Genomic DNA, 16,779 nt, shown 5'->3' with positions numbered 1-16,779 from the left:
ACTTCCGCGTGAGGCAGGTTTCAGTTCACACCGGCAGGCTCTTCAGCGCGGTGCGCAGGCGCACCATGCGCGACTCCAGCCGCGGCTTCAACATCACGCGCTCGCTTTCGGCGCGCTCGTCCAGGGTTTCCATTGCCATCTCGATGCGGCCGATCTCGATCAGCAGGTCGTGATGCGGAAAGAACTTCTCGAAGTCGATGTTCATGCCCATGGCTGCTCTCCCGGTTTTTGTTGCCAGGAGCAATGCATTGGCCGTGCCAAAATGTGATGGCAATCACATTGCGCTTCCGGGGGCTGCATGAAACTGACGCAACGCGTCAGCAGCTGTCCTGCCTCGGCAGAAAGTTGCGCTGCAGTCACCACGGGTTCACCTTCTTGCGGTGATCATCGACCCACGGTCTGACGACAAGACAGCCAGACGGTTACGAGTTGCAAGGTTTCTGGCGCCCGGCAATACGGTCATCCTGGATTCCCCCTGTTCCTGAGACCGCCGGGCGCCAGATCTAAACGATGAAACCCCGCTTCCATGCGGGGTTTCGCTTTTCCCGGCACGCAAAAAAACGACGGCGCCCCGAGGGGCGCCGTCTGGCTTCCTTTCACGGCACGCGACCAGGCCCCTGTCCGCCCGGTCCCGGCGCGCGAACCGCGCAGCCGGTGCCCATGAAAGTGCGACGTGATCAAAGCAGGTTGCATGCCAAGCCGTGACCCGTCCTGCGCGGTACCATAAGCCCCTCTGCTTTCAGAGCCTTGCGCATCATGCTTCATCCCACCCGCTATGACGTGATCGTGATCGGCGGCGGCCACGCCGGCACCGAGGCCGCGCTGGCGGCCGCACGCACCGGCGCACGCACCCTGCTGCTCAGCCACAGCATCGAAACCGTGGGCGCGATGAGCTGCAACCCGGCCATCGGCGGCATCGGCAAGGGCCACCTGGTGAAGGAGATCGATGCGCTGGGCGGCGCCATGGCGCACGCGGCGGACCTGGCCGGCATCCAATGGCGCACGCTCAACGCCTCCAAGGGTCCGGCGGTGCGCGCCACCCGCTGCCAGGCCGACCGCGCGCTGTACCGTGCCGCGATTCGTCACATCGTGGAAAGCCAGCCCGATCTCGACCTGTTCCAGCAGGCGGTGGACGACCTGATCGTGGAGGATGGCCGCGCCGTGGGCGTGGTGACGCAAATGGGCGTTTCCTTCCGTGCAAGGTCGATTGTGCTCACGGCGGGCACTTTCCTCGCCGGCAAGATCCATATCGGCCCCGCACAGTACGCCGGTGGCCGCGCCGGCGACCCGCCGGCCAGCACGCTGGCCAGCCGGCTGCGCGAACTGCCGCTGGCGGCCGACCGGCTGAAGACCGGCACCCCGCCACGCATCGACCGCCGCAGCATCGATTTCAGCGGGCTGGAGGAACAGCGCGGCGACGACCCGGCGCCCGTCTTCTCCTATCTCGGCTCGCGCGACGATCATCCGCGCCAGGTCAGTTGCTGGATCACCCACACCACCGAACGAACGCACGAGTTGATCCGCGGCGCGCTGGACCGCTCGCCGCTCTACACCGGCCAGATCGAGGGCGTGGGTCCGCGCTACTGCCCCTCCATCGAGGACAAGGTGGTGCGCTTCGCCGAGAAGGGCTCGCACCAGATCTTCATCGAGCCGGAGGGACTGGATACCTTCGAGATCTACCCCAACGGCATCTCCACCTCGCTGCCGTTCGACGTGCAGCTGGCGCTGGTGCAGTCGATCAAGGGCTTCGAGCACGCGCACATCACCCGGCCCGGCTACGCCATCGAATACGACTATTTCGATCCGCGCGGACTCAATCCGTGGCTGGAGACCAAGGCAATCCCCGGCCTGTATTTCGCCGGCCAGATCAACGGCACCACCGGCTACGAGGAAGCCGCCGCGCAAGGCCTGCTGGCCGGGCTCAACGCCGCACTGGCGGTGCAAGGCAAGGCGCCGTGGTATCCGCGCCGCGACGAGGCCTACCTAGGCGTGCTGGTGGACGACCTCACCAGCAACGGCACCATCGAGCCCTACCGCATGTTCACCTCGCGCGCCGAATACCGGCTGTACCTGCGCGAGGACAACGCCGACCTGCGCCTCACCGAACAGGGCCACGCGCTGGGCGTGGTACCGCAGCCGCGCTTCGACGCGCTGCGCGCCAAGCGCGAGGCGGTGGAGCGCGAGACGCAGCGCCTCGCCGCACTGTGGGCCGCGCCGAGCAACACGCTGGGCGTGGCGATCGAACGCCAGCTCGGCATCGCAGTGAGCCGCGAAACGAATGCGCTGGACCTGCTGCGCCGCCCCGAACTCGACTACGCCAGGCTCACCACCGTTTCCGGACTCGGTCCGGCCGTGACGGACGGGGGCGTTGCCGCGCAGGTCGAAGTGCAGGCCAAGTACGCGGGCTACCTGGAGCGCCAGCGCGAGGAAATCGAGCGCCAGCGCCGCCACGAGCGGACCGCGATCCCCGCCGGCTTCGACTACGACACCGTGCGCGGCCTCTCTGCCGAAGTGCTGCTCAAGCTCAAGCGCACGCAGCCCGCGACCCTCGGCCAGGCCGCGCGCATCAGCGGTGTCACTCCCGCCGCGATCTCGCTGCTCCTGGTGCATCTGAAACGCCACGCCGCGTAGGCGCACCCTGTGCGCGATGGCTCTGGTGCTTGATCGGAGCCAAGAGCAATCGCGCACAGGGTGCGCCTACAGTTCCAACCCACATTCCGCAAACGGCATGGCATCATCGCCGCATTCACCACCGGGGAGTGCATGCAATGGAAATCTGGATCGGACGCAACGGCGAACGCCACGGCCCGTACAAGGAAGAGGACGTGCGCGCGTGGCTGCGCAACGGGCAGGTCAGCGGCAGCGACCTCGCGTGGCGCGAAGGGTTGGCCGACTGGCAACCGCTGTCGGTGCTTTATCCCGATGCGATACATGATGCGGCAGTGGCAACAGATAATTCCTTTTCGACATCTGCCGCTCCACTGCAATCGCTACCGCAGACCACGGCAGCAGCATTGGAGGACTACGCCGGCTTCTGGAAGCGGTTTGCTGCCTGGATAATCGACTTTCTGGTCCTGCTTGTTCCAAGCACCATCATCTACGCGAAGACAGGTGTGATTGACGCTTTCATGCATTTTATGACCTTGATGCAGAGCGGCCCCGCACCAGAAGCCATGAAAGCTGCGTCGGCAGCACTGAAGAACACCACGCTTGTGCCCGGCATAATCGTCATGGCCATTGGATTCACTTATTACGTCTTGCTCGAAGGCTCGAAGTGGCAAGCAACCCTTGGAAAATTGGCGCTTGGAATCCGTGTCACGGACATGGAGGGACACGCACCCGGTTTTGCACGTTGCGCAATCCGCAATGCAGTCAGGCTGCTAAACGCAGTCCAGATACCCTTCATTGGACTCATCCCCTTCTTCTCCTACATCGCCACTGCATGGACTGCGCGCAAGCAAGGCTGGCATGACATGGCGGCAAAAGCCTTGGTGCTCAACGGCCGCGCCAGCGAGTTCAAGGACACATCCACCGCGCCGGCTGGCAACGGCGGTTCGTTCAACGCCTGATCCGCTGATCCACAAAGGCGGCACCGGAGTCCGCTCCGGTGCCGCTTTCTTTTCCGAGGCCGTGTAGCCCGCTTGCTATCATCGGCGGCCTGCTCCACACGAAGGACGTGCTCCACCCCATGCCCAGCATCGAACAACGCATTGCCCAGGACATCGCCGCCAAGACCGAGCAGGTGCGCGCGGCGGTGGAACTGCTCGACGGCGGCGCCACCGTGCCGTTCATCGCGCGCTACCGCAAGGAAGTCACCGGCGGCCTCGACGACACCCAGTTGCGCACGCTGGAGGAGCGCCTGCGCTACTTGCGCGAGCTGGAGGAACGCCGCGCCGCGATCCTCGCCAGCGTCGAGGAGCAGGGCAAGCTCAGCGATGCACTGAAGGCCGACATCCTCGCCGCCGAAACCAAGGCCACGCTGGAAGACCTTTATCTTCCCTACAAGCCCAAGCGCCGCACCAAGGCGCAGATCGCACGCGAGGCAGGGCTGGAGCCGCTGGCGAGCAGTCTGCGCAACGATCCCACGCTGCCGCCCGAAGTCATCGCGGAGCAGTTCGTGGATGCCGACAAGGGCGTGGCCGACGTGCGCGCCGCGCTCGATGGCGCCCGCGCGATCCTGATGGAGTCCATCGCCGAGGATGCGCATCTCGTGGGCGAGCTGCGCGACTGGCTGTGGGACAAGGGCCAGATCCGCGCGAAAGTGGTGGAAGGCAAGGAGAGCGAAGGCGCGAAGTTCCGCGACTACTTCGACCACGTCGAAGCCATCGCCAGGATCCCCTCGCATCGCCTGCTGGCACTGATGCGCGCGCGCAACGAAGGCATCATCGAACTCGACCTGCAACCCGCGCTGGATGCCGAGCAGGGCCACGCCGAGGGCGAAGGCCGCGTGGCCGCGCACGCCGGCATCCACGATCGTGGCCGCGCCGCCGACGCCTGGCTGCGCGAGACGGTGCGCCTGACCTGGCGCGTGAAGCTGCACCTGCACCTCACGCTGGACCTGTTCGGCCGTGTGCGCGAAGGCGCCGAGGACGAGGCCATCCGCGTGTTCGGCGACAACCTCAAGGACCTGATGCTGGCCGCGCCGGCCGGCGCCAGGACCGTGCTCGGCCTCGACCCCGGCATCCGCACCGGCTGCAAGGTGGCCGTGGTCGATCCCACCGGCAAGCTGCTGGCCACCGACACCATCTATCCGCACGAACCGCGCCGCCAGTGGAACGAATCGCTGGCCGCGCTGGCGCGCCTGTGCCAGAGGCACGACGTGGATCTCATCGCCATCGGCAACGGCACCGCTTCGCGCGAGACCGACAAGCTGGCCGGCGAGCTCATCAAGGGCCTGGCCAGAACGCACGCGGAACACAAGCTGTCGAAGGTCGTGGTGAGCGAGGCCGGCGCATCGGTGTATTCCGCCTCGGAAACCGCCGCGAAGGAATTCCCCGAGCTGGACGTGAGTCTGCGCGGCGCCGTCTCCATCGCGCGCCGCCTGCAGGATCCGCTGGCCGAGCTGGTGAAGATCGAGCCCAAGGCGATCGGCGTGGGCCAGTACCAGCACGACGTCAACCAGGTGAAGCTGGCACGCGCGCTCGACGCCAGGGTCGAGGACTGCGTGAACGCGGTGGGTGTGGACGTGAACACCGCCTCCGCCGCGCTGCTGGCGCGCGTGGCCGGCCTCTCCGCCAGCGTGGCCGAGAACGTGGTGAAGCATCGCGACGCCAACGGCGCCTTCGCCAACCGCAGGGCGCTGCTCAAGGTGCCGCGCCTGGGCGACAAGGCATTCGAGCAATGCGCCGGCTTCCTGCGCGTGCCCAACGGCGACAACCCGCTGGATGCCAGCGCGGTGCACCCGGAAGCCTATCCGGTGGTGGAGCGCATCATCGCCCAGTGCGGCCGCGAGGTGCGCAACATCATCGGCGACACCGGCTTCCTGCGCGGCCTCAAGCCCGAGCAGTTCACCGACGAGAAGTTCGGCGTGCCCACGGTGCGCGACATCCTCAAGGAACTGGAAAAGCCCGGCCGCGACCCGCGCCCCGAGTTCGTCGCGCCCAGCTTCGCCGAGGGCGTGGAGGACGTGAAGGACCTGCGTCCCGGCATGATCCTCGAAGGCCGCGTCACCAACGTCGCTGCGTTCGGCGCATTTGTGGACATCGGCGTGCACCAGGACGGCCTCGTGCACGTCTCCGCGCTGTCGCACACCTTCGTGAAGGACCCGCGCGACGCGGTGAAGGCCGGCGATATCGTCAAGGTGAAGGTGATGGAGGTGGATATCCCGCGCCAGCGCATCGGCCTGTCGATGCGCCTCGACGACGAGCCGGGCCAGGCGCGCGGCAAACCCGCCGCCGGCGATGCCCGCCCCGGCCAGCGCGACGGCCGCGGTCCGCGTCCCGGCGCCGTGCCCAAGCCAGCGCCGGCCCCGGCCAACAGCGCCTTCGCCGACGCACTGGCGCGCGCGATCAAGCGCTGAAATCCCGACATACGGAACCGCTTGCCGCAGCGATGCGCTGCAGCATGCGGTTCCGTATGGGATGCCGTACCGTAACGTCCTGCTAACAAGGCCATCCCGGCCATGGGGAGTGTTTCCATGCTTCGTACCCGTCACCTGGTCGGCGCCATCGCCACCGCCCTGCTCTTCAGCACCGCCGCCGGCGCCACCGATTTCAGCAAGGTCGTCGTGTTCGGCGACAGCTTGAGCGACGCCGGCAACATTTCGCTGGCGAGCAATCCATCGCTGCAGCCGCCGATGGAGTTCACCACCAATCCGGGCCACGTGGCCGTGCAGGACCTCGCCGGCGACCTCGGCTACACGCTGGGGCCATCGCTCGCGGGCGGCACCGACTACGCCTGGGGCGGCGCCGGCATCCTCACCAACTCGCCCGGTACGCCAGCGGCCGTCCCGACGATCACGAGCCAGGTGAACACCTACCTCGCGGCCGGCAGCGTCGATCCGCATGCCCTGTACACGATCTGGGGTGGCGCGAACGACATCTTCTATGCCGCCACCTCGGCCGGGGCCGCCGCCACCGCGCAGGCCCTGATCCAGCAGAACGTGGCCGCGCAGATCGCCCAGCTGGAACAGGCCGGCTACACCGCCGCGCAGATCCAGGCGCTGACGCCGACCATCACCCAGCAGGTGACCACCGCCGTGAGCCAGCAGGTGCTCGCCGCGGCAGGCGTCTCCAGCTTCATGACCGCCGACCAGGCGCAGGCCGCGATCGGCGCCGCCGCCCAGCAGGAAGTGAAGCTGATCGGCGAGCTGCAGGCCGCCGGCGTGAAGAACCTGGTGGTATTCAACCTGCCGAACATCGGCGTGACGCCCGATGGCACCGAACAAGGCGCCACGGCGGCGGCGCAGCTGACCGGGCTCAGCGTGATCTTCAACAGCACGCTCAACAGCGGCCTGGGCCAGCTGGGCAAGGGCATCATCCCGGTCAACACCTACGCGCTGATCAACGAAGTGGTCGCCAACCCGTCGCTCTACGGGTTCAGCAACGTCACCACGCCGGCCTGCGGCGTCGGCTCCAGTTCGGTGCAGTGCGGCCCGGCGGGTTCGGGCGCTCCATACACCTACGCGGCCGGCACCGACCAGAGCTATCTGTTCGCCGACGGCGTGCACCCCACCACCGCGGCGCACGAGATGCTGTCGCAGGTGGTGTTGTCCGAACTCAACGCTCCCGGCCAGATTTCGCTGCTGGGTGAAACCGCACTGGCCAGCGCCACGCAGCAGACCAGCACGATCCGCAACGAGATGCTGGCCGACAGCAACGGCGGCGCCACCCGCGCCTTCGTCAACGTCAACTACGCGCACCAGAGCTACGACGCGCAAAGCAACTCGCCGAAGACCACCAGCAACGACGTCAACCTCACGCTGGGCGCCGATGCGCGCATCAACGACAACCTCTCGGCCGGCATCGCGCTGGGCGTGGGCCAGAGCAATGCCGACTTCGCCGGTGGCGGCGGCTACCAGTTGCAGGACATCAGCGGCCTGGGCTACCTCACCTACCATCAGGGCGGTGGCTATGTCGGCGGCTACCTGAACTTCGGCCAGTCCAATTTCAGCGACATCGATCGTCGCATCCAGATCGGCGCCGCTTCGCGCGGCGAAACCGGCAAGGCGGACGGCTCGCACCTCGGCGGCGGCCTGACCGGCGGCTGGTGGTTCGATGTCGGCAGCCTGCGTACCGGCCCCTACGCGAACATCGAGTGGGAATCGATCAAGGTCGACGGCTACAGCGAGGACGGCAACGACAGCACCGCCATGTGGTTCGGTCGCCAGCAGCGCAATGCGCTGATCGGCACGCTGGGCTGGCGTGTGCAGGGCAATTGGCAGGCCGGCGGCATCGTGCTGACGCCTTACGCCGACATCGGCTGGAACAACGACAGCAAGGCGGATGCACGCGACATCACCGCCGGCCTCAACAGCATGAACGGCAACTTCGCGCTGCCCGGCTTCACGCCCGACAAGAACTGGGGCTCCGCCGACCTCGGCCTGTCCGCGCAGTTCAGCCAGCAGCTCAGCGGCTGGGTGGGCTACAGCGGCCACTTCAGCGACAACAGCCAGAAGTACAACAGCCTCAACCTGGGCCTGAAGTACAACTTCTGACGCCAGCGGCAGGCAGGCCATGGATGGCCGCCTGGCTTCCGCATCCAGGGACGGACGCACGGGTCAGCCAAAACGAAAAAGCCGAACCTCGCGGTTCGGCTTTTTCGTACCCGGGCTTCGCAGGCCGGTTACTTCTTCTTGTTGCCACCGGCGAGGTTGTAGATCGCCAAGGCCTGCTGGCGCAGGCTGTTGGCGCTGTCGGAGTCCAGGTCGCCGGTCTTGTCGCCGACCTGCTGCTCGTGCAGCACCAGCATGCCATTCTCGGTCCAGCTGGCGCGCGTGATCGAGCTGGCCGCGGCATCCTTGTTCGCCTTCTTCTGCTGCGCGGCCACCCACGGCGCGCCGTTCTTGTAGGCAAAATCGGTGCTGGTGAAGCCCTTGTCGCCGTAATCCACCAGCTCGCGGATCACTTTCACTTCGCCGTCCTGGCGGAACACCTGCCAGCCGCGCGAAGCGTTGTCTTCAAGCTTGGTGCCGCTGCTCACCTTCATGCCGCCGATCTGCTTGATCAGCGTGTTGAAGTCGGCCAGGTCCTTCTCGGCGGGCGTCTGCTCTGCCAGCAGCTCGATCGAGGCCGTGTTCTTGTTGCCCTGGGTGAGCACCGGCGCCTGGATGGGCATGGAGTAATGACGCGCACCGTCGGTGAGGGTCGCCTTCACCACGTACATGTCGCCCGACTTGATGTCACCGGGCTTGAAGTCCAGCTGGAACGAATACGGGAAGGTGGCACCCGAAGCCACCGTCTTGCTGGCCACCGGCGCCGAACCGGCCGCGGAGGGCGAAACGTCCATCAGGTTGATCACCAGCTGCGCATTCGGCGACGGCTGGATCGCACCGCGAACCGTGATGGTGCCGCTCACCGAGCTGGCGGTGTTGGCGGATGCCGCCGAACTGGCGCCGGCCGTGCCATCTTCCGTCGGCGACGGGGCCGACGAGCCGCAACCGGCCAAGGCCAGCACGGCCATCGACATCATCGACAAAACCATCTTGCGCATTGGGTAAGCCTCGTAATTCTGGATTGGGGTCGTGCACGGAAACCGGCGGCACTTGCGCCCTGGTTTCGTCGCGGGGGAAGTTTCCAGAATAGCCGAAAACCCGGGTTACGGGAAAGTCAAGCGGATCCACCCGCAAATTTACGTGAACGCAGGCAAAACGAGCGCAGGTTCGTGTCAACCGGAACTTTTTGATGGCGTTAGCCTGCCGTGCGTAAGGTTTCGTTGCAGAACCACGGTCTCGACATGGCGTCGCCAAGGGCCCTGTCAGTCTCGGGAAAGCAGCGCGAAAGCAGCCTGATCCGATACTGGCGTTGCCCACAGGATCCGGCCGTTTCGGCGCAGATGCACATGATCTTGCGACAACTCCCCAGCCCAGCCCCGTAGACGGTCAATCGCCATGAGCACGCAGAAACTCCCTCACGACCCGCTCCAGTCGACTTTCGCCGACCGCATCAAGTTGCTGATCCAGCGCGTGGGTAGCGCCACCGAGATCGCACGTATGTGCGGCTTCTCCGAAGGCGTCGTGCGCAGTTGGCGCGACGGCAACACCGACCCTTCCCGCGCCCGCTGCGTGACCATGGCCCGCACGCTGGGCATCTCGCTGGTGTGGCTGGTCGCGGGCGAGGGCGCCCTGCAGATCGACCCGAGCACCGCCGGCAACGACGATGCCCAGTACAGCTCGGAAACCGTTACGCACCGTGCCCGCGGCCGTATCGGCGGCCATAGCAGCATCCAGGCTGGCGCCGAAGTCGCTGCGGTGGATCCGCGCCGGTTGAATACCGCCATGCAGATCCTGCAATCGGAGCTGGAACTGGCAAACAGCCCGATGACGCTGGCCGACAACACCGACATGCTCAGCAATCTCTACGAGATCCTGGGCAGCGACGGCTCCAGCGTGAACGCCACCGCCATGCTGAAGTTCAACCGCCAGCTGTCCGAGCGCATCCGCCAGGCCAAGGCACCACAAATCGCCTGAGCCCTCCGACTCGCGATTCAAACAAAACGCGGCGCCCCCGAAGGGCGCCGCGTTTTTGTTCGAGGGGTACGGCAGCAATGGGTGACCGCCGGTTGATCCGATTGATTCCAACGGCCAGGAATGGCCGCAAGAGTCACTCGCGCAGCAACGCGATGTCGGCCACCGCGCCGAACGCGGCCTTGAGCCGCCCCAGCAGGGCGAGGCGGTTGCGGCGTACCGCCGGGTTTTCGGCGTTCACCAGCACCTGCTCGAAGAAGGCGTCCACCGGCGCCTGCAGCTGCGCGAGCCGCTTCAGCACGCTGGTGTAGTCGCCACGCTGCAGCGGCTCGGCGGTTTCCCTGCCCGCGGCGGCCAGTGCATCGGCCAGCGAACGTTCGGCGTCGTTCTCGAAATGCGCGGGGTCGACCTCGTGGGCTGGTGCCGGCGCGCCGCCTTCCTCGGCCTGCTTGCGCAGGATGTTCGCCACGCGCTTGTTCGCGGCGGCGAGGCTGGCTGCTTCCGGCAAGCGGCTGAACTCGACCACGGCATGCAGGCGGCGACCGAAATCGGGCAGCGTTTCCGGCTGTACCGCGAGCACGGCCTCGTAGGCTTCGGACAGGCAGCCCTGTTCCGCGTAGTAGCCACGCAAGCGGTCCAGTACGAAGTCAACCAATTCCCTGGCCAGCACGGCACGGCGCTGGCCGACGTCGATGACGGGCGGCTTGCCGTCCTTGCCGGGCTTCGTGCCGGCCGCGAAGGCGGCTTCGGGCAACAACTCCAGCGCCTCGACGAATGCGGCGCGCAGGTCGATCTCCAGCCTGCCTTCGATCAGGGTGCGCGCCAGGCCCAGCGCAGCGCGGCGCAAGGCGAATGGATCCTTGTTGCCACTGGGCTTCATGCCCACGGCGAAGATGCCGGCCAGCGTGTCGAGGCGCTCAGCCACGGCCAGCACCTGGCCCACCTTGTCGGCGGCGATGCCATCACGCGCGAAGCGCGGCTGGTAATAACTGTCCAACGCCATCGCCACGTCGACCGGCTCGCCGTCGTGGCTGGCGTAGTAGCGGCCCATCACGCCCTGCAGTTCGGGGAACTCGCCGACCATGCGGGTAAGCAAGTCGCACTTGGCCAGGCTTGCCGCTCGCGTGGCGGCACCGGCATCGACGCCGACGCGACCGGCGATCACGCGCGCCAGTTCGGCCACGCGCACGCTCTTGTCCCACAGGCTGCCCAGCGCCTGCTGGTAGGTGACGCTCTTGAGTTGCTCCTGGTAGCTCGCCAGCGGCGTCTTCAGGTCCTCGTCCCAGAAGAACTTCGCATCGGCGAAGCGCGGGCGGATCACGCGCTCGTAGCCCTTGCGTATTTCCGCGGGCTGCTTCGACTCGATGTTGGCGATGCCGATGAAATGCCCGGTGAGCTTGTCGTCCGCGTCGAACACCGGCACGAACTTCTGGTTGGTCTCCATGGTGGTGACCAGGGCTTCCTGCGGCACGGCGAGGAAGCTGCGTTCGAAGTCGCAGGCGATCGCCACCGGCCACTCGGTGAGGTTGGCGATCTCGTCGAGCAAGGCTTCGTCGAGTCGTGGCACGCCACCGGTTTCCTTCGCCGCACGCGCCACCTCGTCGCGTACGCGCTGGCGGCGTTCGGCGGGATCGGCCAGCACCTTGGCGCTGCGCATCGCATCGAGCCAGCCATCGGCGTCGGCCACGTGCACCGGATGCGGGTGCATGAAGCGGTGGCCGCGCGACTGGCGCCCGCCGGCCAGGCCGAGCACCGCGCCGTCGATGATGTCCGCGCCGTGCAGCATCACCAGCCAATGCGCGGGGCGCACGAAGGCGTAGTCGTGGTCAGCCCAGCGCATGGGGCGCGGGATCGGCAGGCCCTTGAGCGCTTCGTCCACGATTTCCGGCAGCAACGACGCAAGCGACTGGCCCGGCTTGACCGCTCGGAACACGAACCACGCGCCCTTGTCGGTTTCGAGCTTTTCCAATTGCTCCACGGTGACGCCACAGGACTGCGCGAAGCCGGTGAGCGCCTTGGAGGGCTGGCCCTGCGCATCCAAAGCGGCATTGACCGCCGGACCGCGGCGCTCGACCGCCTGCTCCGGCTGCACCGCGCTCACATGCGGGACATGCACGGCCAGGCGCCGCGGCGAGCAATACGCCTTCGCCTTGTCCAGCGCGGCCTCGATGCCGCGCCTGGCCAGCCCGTCGCAGATGCCTCGTGCGAACGCGACGGACAGTTCGTCCAGCGCCTTCGGCGGCAATTCCTCGGTGCCCAGTTCGATCAGCAGCGACTTGGCGGCGCTCATGCGGCCTGCTCCTTGGTGTGCTTCTTCAGGCCCGGAAAACCGAGCTTCTCGCGCTGCGCCACATAGGTCTCGGCCACGCTGCGCGCCAGGGTGCGCACGCGCAGGATATAACGCTGGCGTTCGGTGACGCTGATCGCGCGGCGTGCGTCGAGCAGGTTGAAGGTATGGCTGGCCTTCATCACCTGCTCGTAGGCCGGCAACGGCAGGTTGGCGGCGATCAGCTGGTTGGCGGTGGCCTCGCACACGTCGAACCAGCGGAACAGTTCCGGCACGTTCGCATGCTCGAAGTTGTAGGTGCTCTGCTCGACTTCGTTCTGGTGGAACACGTCGCCGTAGGTGACCTTGCCGTGCGGGCCTTCGGTCCAAACCAGGTCGTACACGTTGTCCACGTTCTGCAGGTACATCGCCAGGCGCTCGAGACCGTAGGTGATCTCGCCCGTCACCGGCCGGCATTCCAGGCCGCCGGCCTGCTGGAAGTAGGTGAACTGGGTGACTTCCATGCCATTGAGCCAGACTTCCCAGCCCAGGCCCCATGCGCCCAGCGTGGGCGATTCCCAGTTGTCCTCGACGAAGCGCAGGTCGTGCACCAGCGGATCGAGGCCGAGTTCCTTCAGCGAGCCGATGTACAGCTCGAGGATGTTCTCCGGGTTCGGCTTCATCACCACCTGGTACTGGTAGTAATGCTGCAGCCGGTTGGGATTCTCGCCGTAGCGGCCGTCGGTGGGACGGCGCGATGGCTGCACGTAGGCCGCCGACCAGGGCTCGGGACCGAGCGAGCGCAGGAAGGTGGCGGGATGAAAAGTGCCGGCGCCGACCTCGGTGTCGAGCGGCTGCAGCAAGACGCATCCCTGCGCCGCCCAGTAGCGGTTGAGGGTCTGGATCACATCCTGGAAGGTGCGCGCGGACATGGCTTTCCGTGGGCTTTGGTAAAGCGGGTTAGTATAGCCGCAGCACGCTTGCGCACTGGTTTTCCGCCGTGCGCGACGCCACGGGGGAGTCATCCGGATGGCTGCATCACCGCAAATCGCAACCCTGCTCGGCCGTCGCGGCCGACTGGAACTGGACGAGCTGCTCGCCGCGCTGGTGGTGGATGGTTACGTGAACGCCGAGGACGCCAAGCAGGTGCGCCTGGGCTCGCGCTCCGGCCGCAGCGCGGTCGAGCTGCATCCGCTGGTGGTGATCGCCAATGCCAAGCTGCCGAACCAGCGTGACCCCGGTCGCCCGCTGAGCCTGGAGAATCTCGTCGAATGGCTGGCCGGGCACGCCGGGCTGCCCTACCTCAAGATCGACCCGATGAAGGTCAACGTGGCCGCCGTCACGCAGGTGGTGAGCCACGGCTACGCGCAGCGGCATCGCATTTTGCCGGTGGCGATGGCACCGGGCGAAGTGACCTTCGCCACCGCCGAACCGTTCGACGACGCCTGGGCCAAGGACCTTGCGCACATGCTGCGCCGGGACGTGCACCGCGTGGTGTGCAGCCCGCTGGACATCAACCGCTACCTGCAGGAGTTCTACGGCGTCCAGCGCTCGATCCAGCTGGCGCAGGATGCGAAGGCCAGCGGCGGTCACGACACTTCGGCCATCCTCAACTTCGAGCAACTCGTCGAACTGGGCAAGAGTGGCGAGGTGGGCGCCGACGACCGCCACGTGGTGCACATCGTCGACTGGTTGCTGCAGTACGCCTTCGAACAGCGCGCCTCGGACATCCACCTGGAGCCGCGGCGTGATGCCGGGCAGATGCGCTTCCGCATCGATGGCGTGATGCACAAGGTGTTCGAGTTGCCGCCGCCGGTGATGACCGCGGTGACCGCACGCATCAAGATCCTTGCGCGCATGGATGTGGCCGAGAAGCGCCGTCCGCAGGATGGCCGCATCAAGACCCGCTCGTCCACCGGCCGCGAAGTGGAGTTGCGCGTCTCCAGCATGCCCACCGCGTTCGGCGAGAAGATGGTGATGCGCATCTTCGATCCCGACCTGGTGGTGAAGGACTTCGCCCAGCTCGGCTTCTCCGAGCGCGAGGCGACGCAATGGCGGCACATGGTGGAACGGCCGCACGGCATCGTGCTGGTGACCGGCCCCACCGGCTCGGGCAAGACCACCACGCTGTACTCCACGCTCAAGCACCTGGCCACGCCGGCGATGAACGTGTGCACGGTGGAGGACCCCATCGAAATGGTCTCCCCCGAATTCAACCAGATGCAGGTGCAGCCCTCGATCGACCTGGATTTCGCCGCGGGCGTCCGCACCCTGCTGCGACAGGACCCCGACATCATCATGGTCGGCGAGATCCGCGACCTGGAAACCGCGCAGATGGCGGTGCAGGCGTCGCTCACCGGCCATCTGGTGCTTTCCACCCTGCACACCAACGACGCACCCAGCGCGGTGACCCGCCTGCTCGACCTCGGCGTGCCGCACTACCTGATCCAGTCCACGCTCACCGGCGTGGTGGCGCAGCGACTGGTGCGCACCCTGTGCCCCTACTGCAAGCGGGAAGCCAACCAGGACGCGCACGAGTGGAACGCACTCACCCACGGCTGGCAGCTGCCCCTGCCGGAAAAAGTGTATGCGCCGGTCGGCTGCCTCGAATGCCGCAATACCGGCTTCATGGGCCGCACCGGCATCTATGAAATGATGCCGATCTCGCCGCGCCTGCGCGGGCTGATCTCGGCACAGTTGGAATTGGGCACCTTCGGCAGTACCGCCTTGTCCGAAGGCATGCGTCCACTGCGCCTGTCCGCCGCCGAACAGGTGGCGCGCGGACTTACCACGGTGCAGGAAGTGCTGGCCGTGTTGCCGCCCATCGAAATGCCCGACGACAAAATCCCCGATCATTCCGAATGAAGCCCATCCTCATCATTCGCACCGGTCGCGCACCGGATGCCATCCGCGCCCGTCACGGCGATTTCCCGCACTGGTTCCGGCTGGGAGCGCAGTTGCCGGAGCAACGATTGCATGTCGTCGACGTGGAAGCTGGCGATAGCTTGCCGCCGCCCGGCACGGTTGCCGGTGCGTTGATTACCGGCTCGGCGGCGATGGTCACCCAGCGCGCCGCATGGAGCGAACGCACGGCCGGATGGATCCGCAATGCCATGGACGCGGAATTGCCGCTGTTCGGCGTGTGCTACGGCCATCAACTGATGGCGCATGCGCTGGGCGGCCGGGTGGACTACCTGCCCGGCGGCCGCGAAATCGGCACGCATGCCATCGAGAAGCTGGAGACTGCCGCCAGCGATGCGCTCGCTGCATCTTTGCCGGCGAGCTTCCGCGCCCATACCACGCACGAGCAGAGCGTGCTGGAGGCTCCTCCGGGAGCACTGGTGCTGGCTCGTTCGGCGCGCGACCCGCACCAGTTGCTGCGCTACGGGCCGTATGCGCTCAGCGCACAGTTCCATCCCGAATTCAGCGCCGATGTGATGCGCGCCTACATCCTGCGCAAACGTGCCGACATGCAGCGCGAAGGATCCGATCCGCACAGCAGCTACCGCGAAGTGGCCGCCACCCCCATTGCCCGGGGTTTCCTGCAGCGGTTCGCACGCCATCATGGACTGTCACGCAGCGCCCGCCATCGCTGACGCTCAGTGCCGCAGGCGCCTCGCGATCGCATCGCGTGAAACCAGGGCGAACACCAGGCCGAACACGAAACCGCCGATGTGCGCCCACCACACGTAGGCGCCGTAACTTGGGCCGGCGTAGCTGAAGAGCAATTGCAACAGCACCCAGATGCCGATCAGCAGGAATGCCGGCACCCGCACGAATTCAAGGTAAAGGCCCAGCGGCAGCACCAGGCCCAGGCGTGCGCGCGGAAACAACGCAAAGTAGGTGCCCACCACCGCCGACACCGCACCGCTGCAGCCAATGATGGGCAGGCGCACCCCTGCCAGCGACACGGCGCCGATCAGGTTCGCGACGATGCCGCCGGCCACGAACAGCAACAGGAAGCGCAGCGAACCCAGCGCCCGCTCGCCCGGCAAGCCGAAGATCATCAGGAACAACAGGTTGCTGAGCAGATGCAGCCAGGTAACGTGGATGAACAAGGCGGTAAACAGTCGCAACAGCGATGGATCCGTCAGCTGCGGCCAGATCGGCTCATGCGCATCGAAGATATTCGCCGGGACGGTGCCCCATTCCTGCAACGCGACCAATCGCTGCTGATTCGGCATCAATGCAAGCAAGACGAAGCAAAGCACGCACACGCTGACGATAAGCACGGTGGCCCATTGCCATTGGTTCCGCTTGCGATTATCGACGTGTACGAACAAGCGCGCGCTCCGAGCGGGCCGGTGGCGGCCGATGGAATAGTGATGATAGGCGAAGGGCGGCGGCGGGGTGGCGGGTTCGGTCCAAGGGTAGGCCGCAAAAGCAAACA

General features: G+C 66.4%; 12 protein-coding genes. 7 read left to right on the top strand and 5 right to left on the bottom strand.

The window, feature by feature from the left end; all coding sequences use genetic code 11:
• Window positions 1–25 precede the first annotated feature (25 nt).
• Complete coding sequence (locus IHE47_RS07265) at window positions 26–211, bottom strand: hypothetical protein (protein ID WP_192105226.1); 186 nt, start codon at window positions 209–211, stop codon at window positions 26–28.
• A gap of 545 nt (window positions 212–756) precedes the next feature.
• On the opposite strand from IHE47_RS07265, the gene mnmG reads away from it, so the two are divergent.
• The 4 genes from mnmG to IHE47_RS07245 all read left to right on the top strand — a co-directional run bounded on the left by mnmG (window position 757) and on the right by IHE47_RS07245 (window position 8,155).
• Window positions 757–2,631, top strand: coding sequence for a tRNA uridine-5-carboxymethylaminomethyl(34) synthesis enzyme MnmG (gene mnmG / locus IHE47_RS07260; protein ID WP_192105225.1), 1,875 nt, complete (start codon window positions 757–759; stop codon window positions 2,629–2,631).
• Window positions 2,632–2,768: 137 nt separating this feature from the next.
• On the top strand, window positions 2,769–3,569 hold the full coding sequence (locus tag IHE47_RS07255; protein WP_192105224.1) for an RDD family protein: 801 nt from the start codon (window positions 2,769–2,771) through the stop codon (window positions 3,567–3,569).
• Between the two features lie 119 nt (window positions 3,570–3,688).
• A complete protein-coding gene (locus tag IHE47_RS07250) occupies window positions 3,689–6,019 on the top strand; it encodes a Tex family protein (RefSeq protein ID WP_192105223.1) in 2,331 nt (776 codons plus the stop codon).
• 117 nt (window positions 6,020–6,136) lie between these two features.
• The gene (locus IHE47_RS07245) at window positions 6,137–8,155 is read left to right on the top strand and encodes an autotransporter domain-containing protein (RefSeq protein ID WP_192105222.1); all 2,019 of its coding nucleotides are present in this window, start codon (window positions 6,137–6,139) and stop codon (window positions 8,153–8,155) included.
• Window positions 8,156–8,283: 128 nt separating this feature from the next.
• On the opposite strand, the gene IHE47_RS07240 is transcribed toward IHE47_RS07245, so the two are convergent.
• Window positions 8,284–9,150, bottom strand: a complete 867-nt coding sequence (locus IHE47_RS07240) for a YbaY family lipoprotein (protein WP_192105221.1) — start codon at window positions 9,148–9,150, stop codon at window positions 8,284–8,286.
• A gap of 397 nt (window positions 9,151–9,547) precedes the next feature.
• Here IHE47_RS07240 and IHE47_RS07235 point away from each other — a divergent pair, with 397 nt between their 5' ends.
• The gene (locus IHE47_RS07235; protein WP_192105220.1) at window positions 9,548–10,126 is read left to right on the top strand and encodes a helix-turn-helix transcriptional regulator; all 579 of its coding nucleotides are present in this window, start codon (window positions 9,548–9,550) and stop codon (window positions 10,124–10,126) included.
• A gap of 133 nt (window positions 10,127–10,259) precedes the next feature.
• On the opposite strand, the gene glyS is transcribed toward IHE47_RS07235, so the two are convergent.
• The gene (gene glyS / locus IHE47_RS07230; RefSeq protein ID WP_192105219.1) at window positions 10,260–12,413 is read right to left on the bottom strand and encodes a glycine--tRNA ligase subunit beta; all 2,154 of its coding nucleotides are present in this window, start codon (window positions 12,411–12,413) and stop codon (window positions 10,260–10,262) included.
• Window positions 12,410–13,321 (bottom strand): glycine--tRNA ligase subunit alpha, encoded by a 912-nt coding sequence (gene glyQ, locus IHE47_RS07225; RefSeq protein WP_192105218.1) that lies wholly within the window; start codon window positions 13,319–13,321, stop codon window positions 12,410–12,412. The genes glyS and glyQ overlap by 4 nt, the downstream gene beginning before the upstream one ends.
• A gap of 97 nt (window positions 13,322–13,418) precedes the next feature.
• Here glyQ and IHE47_RS07220 point away from each other — a divergent pair, with 97 nt between their 5' ends.
• Window positions 13,419–15,254 (top strand): GspE/PulE family protein, encoded by a 1,836-nt coding sequence (locus IHE47_RS07220; RefSeq protein ID WP_192105217.1) that lies wholly within the window; start codon window positions 13,419–13,421, stop codon window positions 15,252–15,254.
• Complete coding sequence (locus IHE47_RS07215) at window positions 15,251–15,985, top strand: glutamine amidotransferase (protein ID WP_192105216.1); 735 nt, start codon at window positions 15,251–15,253, stop codon at window positions 15,983–15,985. The genes IHE47_RS07220 and IHE47_RS07215 overlap by 4 nt, the downstream gene beginning before the upstream one ends.
• A 3-nt stretch (window positions 15,986–15,988) precedes the next feature.
• Here IHE47_RS07215 and IHE47_RS07210 read toward each other — a convergent pair whose 3' ends face one another.
• The gene (locus tag IHE47_RS07210) at window positions 15,989–16,672 is read right to left on the bottom strand and encodes a rhomboid family intramembrane serine protease (protein ID WP_192105215.1); all 684 of its coding nucleotides are present in this window, start codon (window positions 16,670–16,672) and stop codon (window positions 15,989–15,991) included.
• Window positions 16,673–16,779: the final 107 nt, after the last annotated feature.

The sequence above is a fragment of the Rhodanobacter sp. DHB23 genome (assembly GCF_014842975.1).
GTDB lineage: Bacteria > Pseudomonadota > Gammaproteobacteria > Xanthomonadales > Rhodanobacteraceae > Rhodanobacter_A.
This window is presented reverse-complemented; position numbering and strand designations above follow the sequence as displayed.

Bases quoted from the DNA above. Each gene is read 5' to 3' on its own strand.
- IHE47_RS07255 (WP_192105224.1), top strand. From the start codon at position 2,769: ATGGAAATCTGGATCGGACGCAACGGCGAACGCCACGGCCCGTACAAG.
- IHE47_RS07245 (WP_192105222.1), top strand. From the start codon at position 6,137: ATGCTTCGTACCCGTCACCTGGTCGGCGCCATCGCCACCGCCCTGCTC.
- glyS (WP_192105219.1), bottom strand. From the start codon at position 12,413: ATGAGCGCCGCCAAGTCGCTGCTGATCGAACTGGGCACCGAGGAATTG.
- mnmG (WP_192105225.1), top strand. From the start codon at position 757: ATGCTTCATCCCACCCGCTATGACGTGATCGTGATCGGCGGCGGCCAC.
- IHE47_RS07250 (WP_192105223.1), top strand. From the start codon at position 3,689: ATGCCCAGCATCGAACAACGCATTGCCCAGGACATCGCCGCCAAGACC.
- glyQ (WP_192105218.1), bottom strand. From the start codon at position 13,321: ATGTCCGCGCGCACCTTCCAGGATGTGATCCAGACCCTCAACCGCTAC.
- IHE47_RS07265 (WP_192105226.1), bottom strand. From the start codon at position 211: ATGGGCATGAACATCGACTTCGAGAAGTTCTTTCCGCATCACGACCTG.
- IHE47_RS07235 (WP_192105220.1), top strand. From the start codon at position 9,548: ATGAGCACGCAGAAACTCCCTCACGACCCGCTCCAGTCGACTTTCGCC.
- IHE47_RS07240 (WP_192105221.1), bottom strand. From the start codon at position 9,150: ATGCGCAAGATGGTTTTGTCGATGATGTCGATGGCCGTGCTGGCCTTG.
- IHE47_RS07215 (WP_192105216.1), top strand. From the start codon at position 15,251: ATGAAGCCCATCCTCATCATTCGCACCGGTCGCGCACCGGATGCCATC.
- IHE47_RS07220 (WP_192105217.1), top strand. From the start codon at position 13,419: ATGGCTGCATCACCGCAAATCGCAACCCTGCTCGGCCGTCGCGGCCGA.